Here is an 18,938-nt window from a genome sequence, read left to right on the forward strand (position 1 = left end):
ATATTAACGTTTAAAACGCGAAAAATATGGGCAACAGCAGCGAGTTTTGATTGCATTGCAGGCCAAGTAAATTGTAGGATATTTACAGATTTCGCTGTCTTTTGTGGTTTTTATTACACATTTATTCGGCGAAACGTCGGTGAAACCCTACTCCTACCTATATAAATCACTAGATTGTGACCATAAAAAAAGGGTTTTCACCAAGGATTGTTTTTCTCGCAATATTTTTCAGCGAGATACGGAAAGGAATCAAAGTCGCCAACCCAGGTCGACTTCGAATCATAAAAATAATGGACAGGACGTAGAACTAGTTTCGACTAGCATCATTGCGCCTATTTGAACTGGAAGGATGTATCCATGCTAGATAGAGAGCAAAGTTCACAAGGTCTATATACTCCAGAATTGGAGCATGACGCTTGTGGTATCGGTTTTGTTGCTCACCTTAAAAACCGTAAATCGCACGACGTAGTTACGCAAGCTCTTGATATGCTTGCCCGCATGGAACACCGTGGTGGCCAAGGTTGTGATCCTTGCTCAGGCGACGGTGCCGGCATTTTGCTACAAAAACCTCACGAATTTCTCCTCGAAGAAGCGGTCAAGCTTGGTATTAAGCTGCCCTCTTTTGAGCAGTATGGCGTTGGTGTGGTGCTTTTCCCCAAAGATGAACATCAGCGTGCTCAGTGTCGCGATATTTTAGAGCGTAATGCTGCACGCCTTGAGTTGGATGTCATTGGTTATCGTGTATTGCCAACCGATAACTCAATGATTGGTGCCGACCCGCTCAGTACTGAGCCACAGTTTGAACATGTGTTTATCTCTGGTGGTCCAGGTATCACCCCGCAAGAGCTTGAGCGTAAACTGTATGTCCTGCGTAACTATACCGTTCGCGTGTGTTTAGAGAGCGTATCTAACATTGGTGACGACTTCTACATCAACTCAATGTCATACAAGACGTTGGTTTACAAAGGTCAGTTAACCACTGAGCAAGTTCCTCAATACTTCCTCGACTTACAAAATCCGACCATGGTGACGGCTCTCGCTTTGGTCCACTCACGTTTCTCAACCAATACCTTCCCGAAATGGCGCTTGGCACAACCTTTCCGTTATATTGCTCACAACGGTGAAATCAATACCGTACGCGGCAACTTGAACTGGATGAAAGCCCGCGAAGCAATCATCGAATCGGATCTGTTTACTCAAGCCGAAATCGATATGCTACTGCCGATATGTCAAGAAGGCGCTTCAGACTCATCGAATTTCGATATGGCGTTAGAACTACTGGTTCTTTCTGGCCGTAGCTTGCCTCATGCACTGATGATGATGATTCCTGAAGCATGGCAAGAAAACAAAAACATGGATCCCACTCGCCGCGCGTTTTATCAATATCACGCCAACGTAATGGAACCATGGGATGGCCCGGCCTCTGTCTGTTTCACCGACGGTGTTCAAGTCGGCGCGACGCTTGACCGAAATGGCTTACGTCCATCACGCTATACCGTGACTAAAGATGACTTCCTTGTGATGGCGTCAGAGTCAGGCGTTGTCGATATTGCACCAGAAAACGTAGAATTCCGTGGTCGTTTGCAACCGGGACGTATCTTTGTTGCAGACCTAGAGCAAGGTCGTATCATCTCTGATGAAGAAGTCAAAGATGGCATAGCCAGCGCTCAGCCCTACCAGAAATGGGTTGAAGAGAATCTACTTAGCTTGAAAAAGCTACCCGATGCGAGCAATGAGTTTAACCAGCCTTCTCCAGAAAAACTCCTTCACAAACAACAAGCATTTGGTGTGAGCTCGGAAGAGGTCAATGAAATCATCGTACCAATGGCAAAAGATGGCAAAGAGCCTCTTTCGGCAATGGGCGCAGACTGGCCATTAGCGATCCTATCGCACCAGTCACAACACCTATCTAACTACTTTAAGCAGCTGTTTGCTCAGGTAACCAACCCACCAATCGATCCGATTCGTGAGCGTATGGTCATGTCGCTGAACACTTACCTTGGTAAAGATCAGAACCTGTTGACTGAATCACCACAACACTGTCAAAAAGTTGAGCTTGAATCTCCGGTTCTGTCTAACTCTGAACTGGAAAAACTGCGTGCGATTGATAACGAGCACCTGCAAGCAAAAACACTCGATATCGTGTTTCAGGCCAGTGAAGACCAAGGCAAACTAGAGCGCGCACTTAAACGTATCTGTCAGTACGCTGAAGATGCGGTCATTGACGGTTATTCGATTATCTTACTGACTGACCGTGCGGTGAACTCTAACCACGCGGCCATCCCTGCCATGCTGGCGGTTGGTGCCGTGCATCACCATCTGATCCGTAAAGGTTTACGCGCTAAGTGTGACATTGTGGTTGAAACGGGTGATGCTCGTGAAACACACCATTTTGCCACGCTCATCGGCTATGGTGCCAATGCCATCAACCCGTACCTCGTTATCGAAACCATGGTTGAATTGCAGCGCACCAAAAAGCTTGATCCACAAACCAGCACTCGCGATCTGTTTGAGAACTACCGTCAAGCGATCAACGGTGGCCTGTTGAAGATCTTCTCCAAAATGGGCATCTCGACCTTGCAGTCTTACCATGGTGCACAGATCTTTGAAGCACTTGGGATCAGCAAACCTGTGGTCGATCGATACTTCACTGGAACCGTTTCTCGTATTCAGGGCTTGACCATTGATGACATCGCTAAAGAAGTGATGGTACGTCACCGCATTGGTTTCCCAACACGCGAAATTCCGGTGCAAGTACTGGATGTCGGCGGCGTTTATCAGTGGAAACAACGTGGTGAAAAGCACTTGTTTAATCCTGAGACGATCTCGCTACTACAACAGTCAACGCGTAATAAAGATTTCTCGCAATTTAAGCAATACGCTAAAGCAGTCGATGATCAAGGCAATGACGCCGCAACGCTGCGTAGCCAACTCGACTTCGTTAAAAACCCAGCTGGTTCAATTCCGATTGAAGAGGTTGAGTCTATCGATAGTATCCTGAAACGCTTTGCAACTGGTGCGATGTCGTTCGGCTCGATCTCTCACGAAGCTCACTCAACCTTAGCGGTTGCGATGAACCGCATTGGCGCGAAATCGAACTCAGGCGAAGGCGGTGAAGATCCAAATCGTTTTGAGCGCAAAGAAAACGGCGATTGGGAGCGTTCGGCGATCAAGCAGGTTGCATCAGGTCGCTTCGGTGTCACCTCTTACTACCTAACCAACGCTGATGAGCTACAGATCAAAATGGCTCAAGGAGCGAAACCAGGTGAAGGGGGTCAACTACCGGGTGATAAAGTCGATGACTGGATTGGCGCAACGCGTCACTCAACCCCAGGCGTCGGTCTCATTTCGCCACCACCGCATCACGATATTTACTCAATCGAAGATTTGGCTCAGCTTATCTACGACTTGAAAAATGCCAATCGCGATGGCCGCGTTAACGTTAAGCTCGTATCAGAAGCGGGCGTAGGGACAATTGCTTCTGGTGTTGCCAAAGCCAAAGCCGATGTGGTACTTATCGCCGGTTTTGATGGTGGTACTGGGGCATCTCCTATGTCATCTATCCGTCATACTGGTCTTCCTTGGGAACTTGGTCTGGCAGAAACACATCAAACACTGCTGAAAAACGGTCTACGTAACCGTATTGTGGTTCAGTCTGATGGCCAGATGAAAACGCCTCGTGATCTCGCGGTAGCAACGCTACTTGGTGCTGAAGAATGGGGCGTGGCAACGGCTGCTCTCGTTGTCGAAGGTTGTATCATGATGCGTAAGTGTCATAAGAATACCTGTCCTGTGGGCATCGCAACGCAAAATAAAACACTACGCGAACGTTTTGATGGTCGCGTAGAAGATGTCGTGACTTTCTTCCAATACATGGCAGAAGGCTTACGTGAAATCATGGCTGAACTTGGTTTCCGTACTATCGACGAAATGGTCGGTCAATCGCAAAAACTCAAAGTGCGTGACGACGTTAGCCATTGGAAATACCAAAACCTAGATCTTTCACCCGTACTGCACATTGAGCAAGCGCGTGAGCAAGATGGGGTTTACAACCAAACTAAGCAAAACCACAACCTTGAAGATGTACTGGATCGCAAGCTAATTCAAGCCGCGATCCCAGCGTTAGAGCAAGGCAAAGCGGTAAATGCACATTTCCCTATCGTCAACACTGACCGCTCTGCGGGCACGATGCTGTCGAACGAGATTTCTAAAGTCTACCGAGACCAAGGTTTACCTCAGCCAATGCAGGTGAAATTCAATGGCTCAGCAGGTCAATCCTTCGGTGCTTTCTTGGCGAAAGGTGTCAAGTTTGAAGTCGAAGGCGATGCCAACGACTACTGGGGTAAAGGGCTGTCTGGCGGTACTTTGGTGCTTTACCCAGACTTGAAATCAACCATAGTGGCAGAAGATAACATTGTTGTCGGTAACGTCTGTTTCTACGGTGCTACATCGGGTGAGTCTTACATTCGTGGTATGGCTGGTGAACGCTTCTGCGTACGTAACTCTGGTGCGAAAGTCGTGGTAGAAGGTATCGGTGATCACGGTTGTGAATACATGACTGGTGGCGTTGCCGTGATCTTAGGCTCGACAGGTCGCAACTTTGCGGCGGGTATGAGTGGCGGTGTCGCTTATGTTTGGGATAAAGCAGGCGACTTCGAAACTAAGCTCAATCCTGAACTCGTCGACTTAGATCCTATCGAAGCAGAAGACCGTGAGCTATTGCAACAGATGCTCACTAAGCATGTTGAATTCACAGGAAGTGAAGTTGCCCAGTCTTTCCTCGACAATTTTGAAGCAAGCATTGCGTCACTGGTGAAAGTCATGCCACGTGATTACAAAGCGGTACTTCAAAAGCGTAAAGCGCAAGCTGAGCAAACACTAACGGAACAAGTGGAGGCCGTGTAATGGGTAAGCCTACTGGATTTTTAGAACATGGTCGTGAGCTACCAAGCAAAATCGACCCAAGTGTTCGAATAGAAAACAATAAAGAGTTTGTCCTCAACGACGAGTTTGGTGAAAAAATTAATACCCAAGCGTCGCGTTGTATGGATTGCGGTGTGCCGTTTTGTCATAACGGCTGCCCGATTGGTAACATCATCCCTGAGTTTAACGACGCCGTGTATCGTGACAGCTGGGAAGAAGCGTGGAACATTCTCAGTTCAACCAACAACTTCCCGGAGTTTACAGGTCGTGTGTGTCCTGCGCCGTGTGAAAGTGCTTGTGTATTAGGTATCAACCAAGATCCAATCACGATTTGTAACATCGAGAAAACCATTGTCGAAACTGCGTACCGTGAAGGGTACGCAAAACCGAAATCGCCTCGTTCTCGCAGTGGTAAAACCGTGGCGATTATCGGCAGTGGCCCTGCGGGTCTGGCCGCGGCAGAACAGCTTAATAGTGCCGGTCACTGTGTAACTGTGTTTGAACGCGACGAGAAAGTCGGTGGTTTGCTTCGTTTCGGCATCCCAGATTTCAAATTGGGTATGGATGTGATTGACCGTAAAATTAACCTAATGGCGGAAGCTGGGGTTCAATTTAAAGTTAACCAACACGTCGGTGTCGACATCAACGCCCAGCAATTACGTCAAGAATTCGATGTCGTTCTACTCACGGGTGGATCGACGGTTGCTCGTGATCTTCCCGTTCCGGGTCGCGATCTAAAAGGCGTTCACTTTGCAATGGAATTCCTTAGCCAAAACAACCGCCGCGCCAACGGCATGGACCTTAAAACTGAAGAAATTCACGCGAAAGGTAAACATGTCGTGGTTATCGGTGGTGGTGATACTGGCTCTGACTGTGTCGGAACGTCCAATCGTCACAAAGCGGCCAGCGTCACTCAAGTAGAGATCATGCCAGTGCCACCAGAAAAACGCCCGGCAAATATGCCTTGGCCTCAGTATCCAATGATCATGAAAACCACCACGTCACACGAAGAAGGGTGTGATCGTCATTGGAACATTCTGACCAAAGAGTTTATCGGCAACGATAAAGGTGAAGTCACCGGCCTGCGCATTGCTGACATTGTTTGGCAAGACGCAAAGCCAGGTCAACGCCCAGGATTTGAAGAAGTGGCGAACTCTGAACGTGTGATTGCATGTGATATGGCATTCCTAGCGATGGGCTTTTTACACCCAGAGCCAACGGGTGTTCTGGCTCAGCTAGACATTAAGTTGGATGAGCGTGGCAATGTCGAAACACAAGGCTTTGCCACCAATCAAAAAGGGGTCTTTGCTGCAGGTGACATGCGTACTGGCCAATCTTTGGTGGTTCGTTGTATCAATGAAGGGCGTGAATGCGCCATTGCCATTGATGAGTACTTGATGGGTGGTTCAAACCTAGAAGCAAAAGCAAACTCACTGATGCTCTCTGCGTAAGTGATTACGACCTAGTATCGATTTTAGTCGATACTAGGTCGCAACAAATTAGCAATCTTTCCTTCCAAACTTTTCCATTTGACCAGCACATTGTGCTGGTCTTTTTTGTTTTTACAACACCTCTTTTGTTGCAAAATTGTAACAACAAAAAAACTAACCTACTGAATAATATAGACTATTACAGCGTATTTAGTGGTAAATCGCATATTAGCGTGATATTCCACCAACAACTTGACCTTTTTTATAATAACCTATACGTTGTGAAGTCGATGAAAATGAATTAGTCCATTTTTGTTAAATGTTTTAAGGACATTTAGCGCATATATATTCGATATATAACAATTAAAACGAATAGTTAGTCATACATACCAACCCTTTTAATGTTGGTAGTTCTGTCGGGATGACAGAGAAGCAAAGGGAGAATTGCAATGGCTCTATATGATCCTCGTCTTGAAAAAGATAACTGTGGATTTGGCTTGATTGCACATATGGAAGGTGAGCCTAGCCACAAGCTAGTCCGCACCGCAATTTCAGCACTCGATCGCATGACCCACCGTGGCGGCATTGCCGCAGATGGCAAAACCGGTGATGGCTGTGGTCTACTACTACAAAAGCCCGATACCTACTTACGCCTTATCGCGGAAGAAAATGGTTTTAATCTTGGCAAGCAATACGCTGTCGGGATGATTTTCTTCAACCAAGACCCTGTTAAAGCTCAGCAAGCGAAAGACATTATTAATCAAGAGCTTGCCAAGGAAACTTTGACGGTTGCTGGTTGGCGAGAAGTACCGATCAATAGCACAGTACTTGGCCCCATCGCAGCAGACTCATTGCCGAATATTCAGCAAGTCTTTATCTCTGCACCGGCCGGCTGGCGCGAGCGTGATATCGAACGACGCCTTTATATTGCGCGTCGACGAATGGAAAAACAGATCCTTGATGACGAAGAATTCTATATTTGTAGCCTATCGACTCAGGTCATGGTCTACAAAGGGTTATGTATGCCTGCCGACTTGCCAAGGTTTTATCTCGATTTGGCCGATCTGCGCATGGAGTCAGCTATCTGCTTGTTCCACCAGCGCTTCTCGACCAACACCCAGCCTCGTTGGCCATTGGCTCAGCCGTTTCGCTACTTAGCTCACAACGGTGAAATCAATACCATTCAAGGTAACCGTCAGTGGGCACGAGCGCGTGCTTATAAATTCTCATCACCGTTATTACCAGATCTGCACAGTGCGGCGCCCTTCGTCAATGAGACAGGGTCAGACTCTTCAAGCTTAGACAATATGCTCGATCTGTTTTTAGCGGGAGGCATGGATATCTTCCGTGCGATGCGCATGTTGGTTCCGCCCGCTTGGCAAAATCACCCAGACATGGATGCCGATCTGCGTGCTTTCTATGACTTCAACTCTAAGCATATGGAACCATGGGATGGACCAGCAGGTATCGTTCTCTCTGATGGTCGTTACGCCGCATGTAATCTAGACCGAAATGGCCTTCGCCCGGCTCGCTACGTGATCACTAAAGATAAGCTCATCACGCTTGCTTCTGAAGTGGGGATCTGGGATTACGCCCCCGATGAAGTCGCCGAGAAAGGTCGAGTCGGTCCAGGTGAGTTACTGGTTATTGATACTCGCCGAGGAAAGTTGTGGCAATCAAGTGAGATCGATAACGATCTTAAGGGTCGTCACCCCTATCGGGAGTGGATGGAAAATAACGTTCATAAGCTGACTCCTTTTGCTCAATTGTCTGACGAGCAAGTCGGTGAACGTAGCTTTGATGATGACAAGCTCAAGACTTATCAAAAACAGTTTGCCATGAGCAATGAAGAGGTTGATCAAGTCTTACGTGTGCTCGGTGATATGGGGCAAGAAGCCGTCGGCTCGATGGGTGATGATACACCAATGGCTGTGCTTTCATCCAAAGAACGCTTGATCACCGATTACTTCCGTCAAAAATTTGCTCAGGTAACTAACCCACCAATCGACCCACTGCGTGAAAAACATGTCATGTCATTGGCGAGCAGTATTGGCCAAGAGATGAATGTCTTCTGCGAAACGGATGGTCACGCGCACCGTGTGACGTTTGACTCTCCGGTTTTGCTCTATTCAGACATGAAGCAGCTGCTGGAACTTAGTGATGAACACTATCGTAGTACCGTGCTGGATATAAACTACGATCCTAATCAAAAAGATCTTAAGCAAGCCATCAACGAACTGTGTCAACGCGCCGAAGAAGTGGTACGTAACGGGACCGTCTTAGTCGTCCTTTCAGACCGCGATCTACACAAGGGCTTGTTACCTATTCCGGCCGCAATGGCGGTGGGTGCGGTACAAACACGACTGGTCGAAGCGAATTTGCGCTGTGATGCCAACATCATTGCTGAAACCGGTTCAGTACGTGACCCGCACCAATTTGCCGTTTTACTTGGTTTTGGTGCCACGGCAGTGTATCCGTACCTTGCCTATGAAACACTCAGTAAAGTTATTGATGATGGTGGTTTAGATAAGAGCTATCGCGAAGTGATGCAAAATTATCAAACCGGCATCAATAAAGGTCTGTATAAGATCATGTCGAAGATGGGTATTTCGACCATCGCCTCGTACCGCTGTTCACAACTTTTTGAAGCTGTAGGTCTAAGCCGAGATATCGTTGAGCTGTGCTTTAGAGGTGTGACAACACGCATTCAAGGCGCTTGCTTTGAAGACTTCCAGCAAGACTTGTTTAATCTAGCACGCAAAGCTTGGGCGAAACGCAAGCCGATCGAGCATGGCGGACTGCTTAAATACGTTCATGGTGGCGAATATCACGCTTATAACCCAGATGTTGTCGGCACCTTGCAGCAAGCAGTAAAATCAGGCCAAAGTTCCGACTATAAGAGCTTTGCCAAACAAGTAAACCAACGCCCAGTGGCTATGCTACGGGATTTGATGACGCTGAAAAAAGCCGACAAGCCACTGCCACTTGAGAAAATCGAACCAAGCACTGACCTGTTTAAACGCTTCGACTCAGCGGCGATGTCTATTGGTGCCTTGAGCCCAGAAGCACACGAAGCACTGGCCATGGCGATGAATCGCCTTGGTGGTTACTCCAATTCGGGTGAAGGTGGTGAAGATCCTAAGCGCTTTGGCACTGAACGTAACTCACGCATTAAACAGATTGCATCCGGTCGGTTTGGTGTCACGCCCCACTATTTAACCAATGCTGATGTACTGCAAATTAAAGTTGCGCAAGGGGCAAAACCAGGTGAAGGTGGTCAGCTACCCGGGCATAAAGTTACCGCGGAAATAGCCAAGCTACGTTACTCCGTCCAAGGCGTCACGCTGATTTCGCCGCCGCCTCATCACGACATTTACTCGATTGAAGATTTAGCTCAGCTTATTTTCGACCTGAAACAGGTCAATCCCAATGCGCTTGTTTCAGTTAAATTAGTCTCTGAGCCCGGCGTTGGCACCATCGCAACAGGCGTGGCAAAAGCGTATGCCGATTTAATTACCATTTCTGGTTATGACGGCGGTACCGCAGCGAGCCCGTTGACTTCGGTCAAATACGCCGGTAGCCCATGGGAGCTTGGTTTAGCCGAGACACAACAAGCGTTAGTCGCCAATGGACTACGCCATAAAATCCGTCTGCAAGTGGATGGCGGCCTTAAGACTGGCTTAGACGTCATTAAAGCCGCGATTCTAGGGGCCGAGAGCTTCGGTTTTGGCACTGCGCCTATGGTTGCAATGGGCTGTAAGTTCTTACGCATCTGTCATTTGAATAACTGCGCGACTGGCGTGGCTACTCAGGACGAAACACTACGCAGAGAGTACTTCAAAGGCCTGCCTGAGATGGTTATGAACTACTTCACTGGCCTTGCCGATGAAGTACGCGAACTGCTTGCTGAGCTTGGAGTCGAAAAGCTCACCGATCTGATTGGCCGTACTGACCTGCTAGAAGCGGTCGAAGGACTCACTGCCAAACAGAGTAAACTTGATCTATCGGGCATCTTAGAAGCGCCAATCTCAGCGCAAGGTCACCCGATGTTCTGGACAGAGCCCAATGCGCCTTTCGATAAAGCGGAACTCAATCTAAAAATTGTTGATGAAGCGATGACGGCCATCGAAGCCAAGCAATCGACCGATTTGTTCTACAACATCATCAATACCGATCGCTCAGTAGGCGCTCGTCTGTCAGGTGAAATCGCCAAACGTTACGGCAACCAAGGCATGGCCGGAGCCCCCATCAGAATTCACCTTGATGGTACTGCTGGTCAGTCATTTGGAGTATGGAACGCTGGTGGTGTGGAACTGTACCTTACCGGTGATGCCAACGACTATGTTGGTAAAGGCATGGCCGGTGGTAAAATTACTATTAAACCTCATCAAGGCACTGCTTTCATTTGTAATGAAGCGACCATTATTGGCAACACCTGCCTGTATGGGGCAACAGGCGGAAAACTGTTTGCCGCTGGCACCGCAGGAGAACGTTTTGCGGTACGTAACTCAGGCACGATTGCGGTCATTGAAGGCGCTGGCGACAACGCCTGTGAATATATGACGGGCGGTATCGTGGCGATACTGGGTGCTACTGGGGTGAATTTTGGCGCAGGTATGACCGGTGGTTTTGCTTACGTACTGGATAAAAATGATGACTTCCAAGGTCGAGTCAACCAAGAGTCGGTTGAGGCGGTAGCACTGTCTGATCTCTATATTCATCAAGAGCACCTGCGCGGCTTAATCGCAGAGCATCTTGAAGAGACAGGATCGGTACACGCTGAAAAGATTTTAGCCAACTTTGATGAATGGATTCCAAAGTTCTATTTGGTTAAACCACAGGCCGCGGATCTAAATACCCTACTCGGTCACCAAAGTCGTAGTGCTGCTGAACTGCGCGTTCAAGCCCAGTAAGTCATGGAGGATGTATAAATCATGAGCCAGAACGTATACCAATTTATCGATGTTCAGCGTGTTGACCCTGCGAAAAAGCCGATCAAAACGCGCAAAATAGAGTTTGTTGAAATCTACGAACCTTTCACCAATCAGCAAGCCACCGCACAAGCGGATCGCTGCCTAGACTGCGGTAACCCTTACTGTGAGTGGAAGTGTCCGGTACACAACTACATACCTCAGTGGCTGAAATTGGCCAATGAAGGCCGCATCCTCGAAGCTGCCGACCTTGCGCACCAAACCAACAGCTTGCCTGAGGTATGTGGCCGAGTCTGTCCACAAGATCGCCTCTGTGAGGGCTCTTGTACCCTCAATGACGATTTTGGCGCTGTCACTATTGGTAATATTGAAAAATATATCACCGATAAAGCATTTGAGATGGGCTGGAAACCAGATATGTCCAACGTCGAATGGACCGACAAAAAAGTCGCGATCATCGGCGCGGGCCCCGCCGGTCTTGCGGCGGCTGACATTCTGGTCCGTAATGGTGTTAAGCCAGTGGTATTTGATCGTTACCCAGAAATTGGCGGTCTGCTCACGTTTGGTATCCCTTCGTTTAAACTCGAAAAAGGGGTGATGACGAATCGTCGCCAGGTCTTTACTGAGATGGGCGTCGAATTTCGCCTCGGCGTCGAAGTCGGCAAAGATATTGAGATGCAACAGCTGATCGACGATTACGATGCGGTATTTTTAGGCGTCGGCACGTATAAGAATATGCGGGCTGGACTCGACAACGAACAAGCGCCCGGCGTTTACGATGCCCTACCGTTTCTGATCTCCAATACCTATAAAGTGATGGAACTTGAAACTGACCAGCCTTTCATCGACATGACGGGTAAGAAAGTGGTGGTACTCGGTGGTGGTGATACCGCGATGGACTGTGTACGAACCTCTATCCGTCAAGGCGCCGCTAACGTTGTTTGTGCTTATCGTCGTGATGAGGCCAATATGCCCGGTTCACGTCGCGAAGTAAAAAATGCCAAAGAAGAGGGCGTTAAGTTCATGTTTAACTTACAGCCCTTGGGTATCGAAGTTGACACTCGTGGTCAGGTTACGGGCGTTAAAGTGGTCAAGACCGCATTGGGTGAGCCTGATGAAGCAGGACGCCGCCGTCCTGAACCTGTTCAAGGCAGTGAGCACGTCCTCGCCGCAGATGCAGTCATCATGGCATTTGGCTTTCAGCCCCACCAGATGCCATGGCTAGAGCCGTACGGTGTAGAATTTGATCAATGGGGACGTATTCAAGCGCCAGTTAATCAAACCTTCATGTACCAAACCACTAACGCGAAAATTTTTGCTGGTGGTGACGCTGTACGCGGTTCAGACTTAGTGGTCACCGCGATCGACGAAGGACGTAAAGCTGCAGAAGGTATCCTCGACTACCTCGAAGTTTGATCACAGCGTTAAAACAAACAGAAAAGGATCCATTAATTGGATCCTTTTCTGTTTTTAAACCATATAATTAGGTCAACACTCTTAAAGGGTATTGATATGAAAAACATCGCTTTGCTTGTTATCTCTCTCGTTACTTTGACCGCTTGTAGCCAAGGAGTTACTACCATGACCGACCGCACTTCAACTCCGTGTGGTAACAAACCTAACTGTGTCTCGACTGAAGATGAGCGTGAAGCGTTTTCTCTCGATGCTTTCGTCCTCACACCTACCGCCGATATCGACGCGATTGAACGCATCGCCTTACAACTGCCAGGCGCGAAAACAGCGGCTAAACAAGACAACTATATAAGAGTTGAGTGCACGTCTAAAATCATGCGTTTTGTCGATGACCTAGAGCTGCGCATTGATGATGACAAGCTAGTGGTACGCTCAGAGTCACGTGTCGGTTACTCAGATTTTGGTGTTAACCGCAAACGTGCCGAACAGTTACGTGAAAAACTCAGCACAAACGGCCTGATTCAATAGATATAAAAAAACCGAAGCGATGGCTTCGGTTTGTTGTATCACACGTCGATTATTCCGTTTCTTCTCGGAATACCACTAAACGCTTCGGGGCAACTTTGCCATCATCGTTTAGCTCAGCAATGCCGATAAATAATCGCTCGTCACCTGATGTCATACGTAGCGTCCCTTCAGGGGCACCAAACACTTGCACAGGTTGACCGTGCTGCACTAAATCCGTCAGCTCTGCATTGAGATTTACCTCAGGTAAAGCCTCAACCGCAGTATCCATCGGCAATAATAATGGGTCGAGTAGCTCACGCGGCGCAATGCCATCACGTTCGGCTTGTTCTAGACGCTCATTTAATTGCTCTAAGGTCACCATTCTCTCGTAAGGGTAGTCAGCCACCTTAGTACGACGCAGCATAGTCACGTGAGCACCACAGCCTAGCATTTCGCCCAAATCATCAACGATAGTGCGAATGTATGTCCCTTTCGAGCAGTGTACTTCCATCTCAACTTCATCGCCTTCAAAGCGGTGCAGAACGATTTCATACACGGTGATCTTACGCGACTCGCGTGGTACTTCAATGCCTTGACGTGCATACTCGTACAAAGGCTTACCTTGGTACTTTAATGCCGAAAACATTGAAGGTATCTGATCAGATTCACCACGGAATGTTTCAATACACGTTTCGAGCTTATTTTGATCGACATCGATGGCACGTGTCTCAACCACTTCACCATCTGAATCAGACGTATTGGTGCGCTCACCAAGCTTGGCGATCACACGATAACGCTTATCTGAATCGAGTAGAAACTGAGAGAACTTTGTTGCTTCACCAAGACAAATGGGTAGCATGCCTGTCGCGAGAGGATCCAGAGCACCGGTGTGACCCGCTTTCTCTGCAAAGTAAATACGTTTTACTTTTTGCAGAGCATCATTCGATGAAATGCCTGTTGGCTTATCCAAAAGGATAACGCCGTTAATTGGACGACCTTTACGACGACGAGCCATTAGTTGTCTTCCCCAGTCGATTCGTCTTCACGACCAGAGTCATGTTGTTTACGCTTATCTTCACTGACCACTTCTGAAACAAGGTTAGACATACGCATACCTTCAACCAGTGTGTTGTCGTAGTAGAAGCGAACTTCCGGCGTTAGACGTAAACGAATACGCTTACCTAGCATCATACGGATGTGAACTTCGTGTTCACGTAGCGCTTCTAGACAAGATTCAGGGGTCTGCTCACCGACACAAAGGAAAGTGACAAACACTTTGGCGTAAGCAAGATCGCGTGACACTTCCACATCAGAAATTGTCACCATACCTAGGCGAGAGTCACGGACTTCACGCTGAAGGATCATTGCTAGTTCTTTTTGCAACTGCTGCGACACACGCTGCGTGCGGCTAAATTCTTTTGACATATCTTTTCTCTTATTAGAAAGAATGGGGGGATGGTCAAAGCCAGCCCCCCATGGTGTATTCAACAACCAATTACTGCCTATCTAAAAGATAACGCAAGTAATTTTAGTCTATTAGTCAAGAGTACGTTTTATCTCAACGATTTCAAATACTTCGATTTGGTCGCCTACGCGAACATCGTTGTAGTTCTTAACGCCGATACCACATTCGTAGCCGTTCTTAACTTCTTGAACATCATCTTTAAAGCGACGAAGTGACTCAAGTTCACCTTCGTAGATAACAACGTTATCACGTAGAACACGGATAGGGTTGCTACGCTTAATTACGCCTTCAGTAACCATACAACCAGCGATTGCACCAAGCTTAGGAGACTTGAACACATCACGAACTTGAGCAAGACCAATGATCTCTTGCTTAAATTCTGGTGCTAGCATGCCGCCCATTGCTTGTTTCACTTCGTCAATCAATTGGTAAATGATTGAGTAGTAACGTAGGTCAACGTTAGCAGATTCAATCGCGCGACGCGCTGATGCATCGGCACGAACGTTAAAGCCAAGGATGATAGCGTTTGAAGCTTCAGCAAGTACCGCATCAGTTTCAGTAATACCACCAACACCAGAGCCCACGATGTTCACTTTCACTTCGTCAGTTGAAAGTTTACGTAGCGAGTCTGCGATTGCTTCAACAGAACCTTGAACGTCGGCTTTAAGTACCACATTCAGTTCAGCAACTTCACCTGCAGTCATGTTAGAGAACATGTTCTCTAGCTTAGATTTCTGCTGACGAGCCAGTTTCACATCGCGGAACTTACCTTGACGGTAGTTAGCAACTTCACGGGCTTTACGCTCATCACGAACAACGGTAGCTTCATCACCAGAAGATGGCACACCAGACAGACCGATGATTTCGACAGGGATCGAAGGACCCGCTGACGTAATTTCGTTACCGTTCTCATCGCGCATTGCACGAACACGACCATATTCTTGGCCACACAGTAAGATATCACCTTTGTTCAGCGTACCAGATTGAACCAGTACAGTTGCCACTGGACCACGACCTTTATCTAGGCGAGATTCAACAACCACACCTGAAGCCATGCCTTCTTTTACAGCCTTAAGTTCAAGAACTTCTGACTGAAGAAGGATAGTTTCTAGAAGGCCTTCAATGTTAGTACCCTGTTTCGCAGAGATGTGAACAAACATGTTCTCACCGCCCCACTCTTCAGGAATAACGTCGTATTGAGCTAGCTCATTCTTAACGTTATCTGGGTTCGCGCCTTCTTTATCAATCTTGTTCACAGCAACAATCAGAGGCACACCTGCCGCTTTCGCGTGCTGGATTGCTTCGACTGTTTGAGGCATTACGCCATCGTCTGCTGCAACAACAAGAACTACGATATCTGTCGCTTGAGCACCACGTGCACGCATTGCGGTAAACGCGGCGTGTCCCGGAGTATCAAGGAAAGTGATCATGCCGTTGTCAGTTTCAACGTGGTATGCACCAATGTGCTGCGTAATGCCGCCCGCTTCACCTGAAGCAACGTGTGCTTTACGGATGTAGTCAAGCGTCGACGTTTTACCGTGGTCAACGTGACCCATGATAGTAACAACCGGTGCGCGACTTTCAGCCAGAGCATCGTTATCACGATCAGCAAGTACCGCTTCTTCAAGTTCGTTCTCTTTACGTAGAACAACCTTGTGACCCATTTCTTCAGCAACAAGCGCTGCTGTTTCTTGGTCAATAACTTGGTTGATGGTCGCCATTGCGCCCATTTTCATCATTACTTTGATAACTTCAGTGCCTTTGACTGACATTTTGCTCGCCAGTTCAGAAACAACGATCGTTTCACCAATGACAACGTCAGACTTAGCTACCGTTGCTGTCTTATCAAAACCGTGTTGCATCGATGTTGGCTTAGCCAATTTGCCTTTATTATTACGGCCACGACCACCACGTTGGTTACGACCACTGCGGTTTTGATCATCAGCAGGCTTTTTCTTCTTCTTGCGACGACCGCTTTCTTCTTTACGGTCTGCAGCATCTTCTGCTTCACGGGCATAAGTAGAAGTCGTGATGTGATAGTCAGAGTTTTCTAACTCTTTCTTCTTCTTCTCTTCTTCTGTCCAGCGAGCTTCGTTTTCTTCAGCAAGCTTACGAGCTTCTTCAACAAGCTTAGCGGCTTCTTCTTCCGCTTTGCGTTGCGCTTCTTCTTCCTGACGACGCTTCAATTCGTCAGCTTCTTTCTTCGCTTGCGTATTCACGTCTGCGTTTTTTGCATTCATTTCTTTCTTAGCCTTATCAGCTTGTACGCGTTTGGCCTTCTCTTCAGCTTCACGTTTTGCATCCGCTTCTCGCTTCACTTTTTCTTCGGCCTCGCGTTGTGCTTTCTCTGCAGCTTCGCGTTTTGCTTGCTCTTCAGCTTCACGCTTCGCAAGCTCCTCCGCTTCACGATTTGCTGCTTCCTCAGCCTCACGTTTCGCGTCGTCTTCGATGATGCTGCGCTTCACATAAGTGCGCTTTTTGCGTACTTCTACTTGAACATCCTTACTCTTGCCGCCACCAGCATTTACGCTTAGTGTGCTGCGAGTCTTACGCTGTAGTGTCAAACGAGATGGCTCAGTTTCACCTGACGTGTCACCGTGCTCTTTTTTAAGGTGAGTCAAAAGCTTCTGTTTTTCATCATCAGAAACTTGGTCACCACTCGCTTTGTTCATACCAGCGTCAGCAAGTTGTTCAATTAAGCGGTCCACTGGCGTTCCAATTTCTTCACTCAGTGCCTTAACAGTAATTTGTGTCATGCCGCTTCCTCCCCTGCTGAATTATGCGTCTTCGCCGAACCAACAAATGTTACGAGCTGCCATAATTAGCTCACCCGCACGTTCTTCGGTCAGACCTTCAATACCTTCTAAATCATCAATACCCTGATCAGCTAGGTCTTCTAGTGTTCTCACACCTTTAGCTGCCAGTTTGAATGCCATCTCACGCTCAAGGCCTTCGAGGCCAAGTAGGTCTTCAGCAGGCTCTACGCCTTCGAAAGATTCTTCTTGCGCTAGCGCTAGAGTGGTTAGTGCATTCTTAGCACGATTACGTAGTTCTTCGATGAGATCTTCATCTAGACCGTCAACTTCAAGTAACTCGCTTACTGGTACGTAAGCCACTTCTTCTAGAGTAGAGAAACCTTCTTCAACTAATAGCTGAGCAAAGTCTTCTTCAATATCTAGGTGCTTCATGAAGTTTTCAATTGCAGCTTGAGACTCTTCTGCGTGTTTCTTGTGCAGGTCTTCAACTGTCATTACGTTAAGTTCCCAACCGGTAAGTTGAGACGCAAGACGAACGTTCTGGCCATTACGACCGATCGCTTGCGCTAAGTTATCCGCTTCAACCGCGATATCCATTGAGTGAGCATCTTCATCAACGATGATAGAAGCCACATCGGCAGGCGCCATTGCATTGATAACAAATTGTGCTGGGTTATCATTCCAAAGAACGATATCGATACGCTCACCACCAAGCTCACCAGACACGGCTTGTACACGTGCACCACGCATACCTACACATGCGCCGACAGGGTCGATACGCTTATCGTTTGTTTTCACGGCGATTTTCGCGCGAGAACCTGGATCACGTGCCGCACCTTTCATTTCGATGATTTCTTCAGCGATTTCTGGTACTTCAACACGGAATAGTTCAGCTAGCATCTCTGGCTTAGAGCGAGTGATAAACAGCTGGAAGCCACGCGCATCTGGCGCTACTTTATAAAGTAGACCACGAACACGGTCGCCTGGACGGAAGTTTTCACGTGGAAGTTGGTCATCACGTAGGATAACGGCCTCGGCATTGTTGCCAAGATCCAGAACCACAGTTTCACGATTTACTTTCTTAACCACACCAGTAACAAGCTCGCCTTCGTTGTCAATAAACTGCTCAACGATTTGCGCACGCTCTGCTTCACGTACTTTCTGTACGATCACTTGTTTCGCGGTTTGAGTGGTAATACGGTCAAACGTTACTGACTCGATATCATCTTCAACGTAATCACCAAGCTGCATTTCTGGATCTTCATACTGTGCAGCTTCGATTGAAATTTCTTTAGTTGGATGTTCAACTTCTTCAACCACTAACCAACGACGGAAAGTTTCAAACTCACCGGTTTTGCGGTCAATTTCAACACGGACATCGATTTCCATCTCGTGTTTTTTCTTAGTAGAAGTTGCAAGTGCAATTTCAAGGGCTTCAAATATACGCTCACGAGGCACCGCTTTCTCGTTCGATACCGCCTCTACTACCGCTAAAATTTCTTTACTCATTTTA

At 47.6% G+C, this 18,938-nt stretch carries 9 protein-coding genes; 5 read left to right on the forward strand and 4 right to left on the reverse strand.

What is annotated here, in order from left to right; translation table 11 throughout:
- Positions 1–357: 357 nt before the first annotated feature.
- The 5 genes from gltB (ViNHUV68_RS11720) to ViNHUV68_RS11740 all read left to right on the forward strand — a co-directional run bounded on the left by gltB (ViNHUV68_RS11720) (position 358) and on the right by ViNHUV68_RS11740 (position 13,225).
- The gene (gene gltB, locus ViNHUV68_RS11720) at positions 358–4,905 is read left to right on the forward strand and encodes a glutamate synthase large subunit (protein WP_391088259.1); all 4,548 of its coding nucleotides are present in this window, start codon (positions 358–360) and stop codon (positions 4,903–4,905) included.
- Positions 4,905–6,374 (forward strand): glutamate synthase subunit beta, encoded by a 1,470-nt coding sequence (locus tag ViNHUV68_RS11725; protein WP_038174177.1) that lies wholly within the window; start codon positions 4,905–4,907, stop codon positions 6,372–6,374. Before gltB (ViNHUV68_RS11720) ends, ViNHUV68_RS11725 begins: the two co-directional genes overlap by 1 nt.
- A gap of 428 nt (positions 6,375–6,802) precedes the next feature.
- Entirely contained in the window at positions 6,803–11,266 is a 4,464-nt protein-coding gene (gltB, locus tag ViNHUV68_RS11730; RefSeq protein WP_391088261.1) for a glutamate synthase large subunit, read from the forward strand.
- A 21-nt stretch (positions 11,267–11,287) separates the two neighbouring features.
- Positions 11,288–12,700, forward strand: a complete 1,413-nt coding sequence (locus ViNHUV68_RS11735) for an FAD-dependent oxidoreductase (RefSeq protein ID WP_391088263.1) — start codon at positions 11,288–11,290, stop codon at positions 12,698–12,700.
- Positions 12,701–12,796: 96 nt separating this feature from the next.
- Complete coding sequence (locus tag ViNHUV68_RS11740) at positions 12,797–13,225, forward strand: DUF1499 domain-containing protein (RefSeq protein WP_391088265.1); 429 nt, start codon at positions 12,797–12,799, stop codon at positions 13,223–13,225.
- A gap of 49 nt (positions 13,226–13,274) precedes the next feature.
- On the opposite strand, the gene truB is transcribed toward ViNHUV68_RS11740, so the two are convergent.
- The 4 genes from truB to nusA all read right to left on the reverse strand — a co-directional run bounded on the left by truB (position 13,275) and on the right by nusA (position 18,934).
- A complete protein-coding gene (gene truB / locus ViNHUV68_RS11745) occupies positions 13,275–14,219 on the reverse strand; it encodes a tRNA pseudouridine(55) synthase TruB (protein WP_391088267.1) in 945 nt (314 codons plus the stop codon).
- Complete coding sequence (gene rbfA, locus ViNHUV68_RS11750; protein WP_038174183.1) at positions 14,219–14,629, reverse strand: 30S ribosome-binding factor RbfA; 411 nt, start codon at positions 14,627–14,629, stop codon at positions 14,219–14,221. Before rbfA ends, truB begins: the two co-directional genes overlap by 1 nt.
- Before the next feature lie 111 nt (positions 14,630–14,740).
- Entirely contained in the window at positions 14,741–17,425 is a 2,685-nt protein-coding gene (gene infB, locus ViNHUV68_RS11755) for a translation initiation factor IF-2 (RefSeq protein WP_038174185.1), read from the reverse strand.
- A 21-nt stretch (positions 17,426–17,446) separates the two neighbouring features.
- Positions 17,447–18,934, reverse strand: coding sequence for a transcription termination factor NusA (gene nusA, locus ViNHUV68_RS11760; protein WP_038174186.1), 1,488 nt, complete (start codon positions 18,932–18,934; stop codon positions 17,447–17,449).
- Between the last annotated feature and the right edge of the window lie 4 nt (positions 18,935–18,938).

The sequence above is a fragment of the Vibrio sp. NH-UV-68 genome (assembly GCF_042940635.1).
GTDB classification, from domain to species: Bacteria; Pseudomonadota; Gammaproteobacteria; order Enterobacterales; family Vibrionaceae; genus Vibrio; species Vibrio pacinii.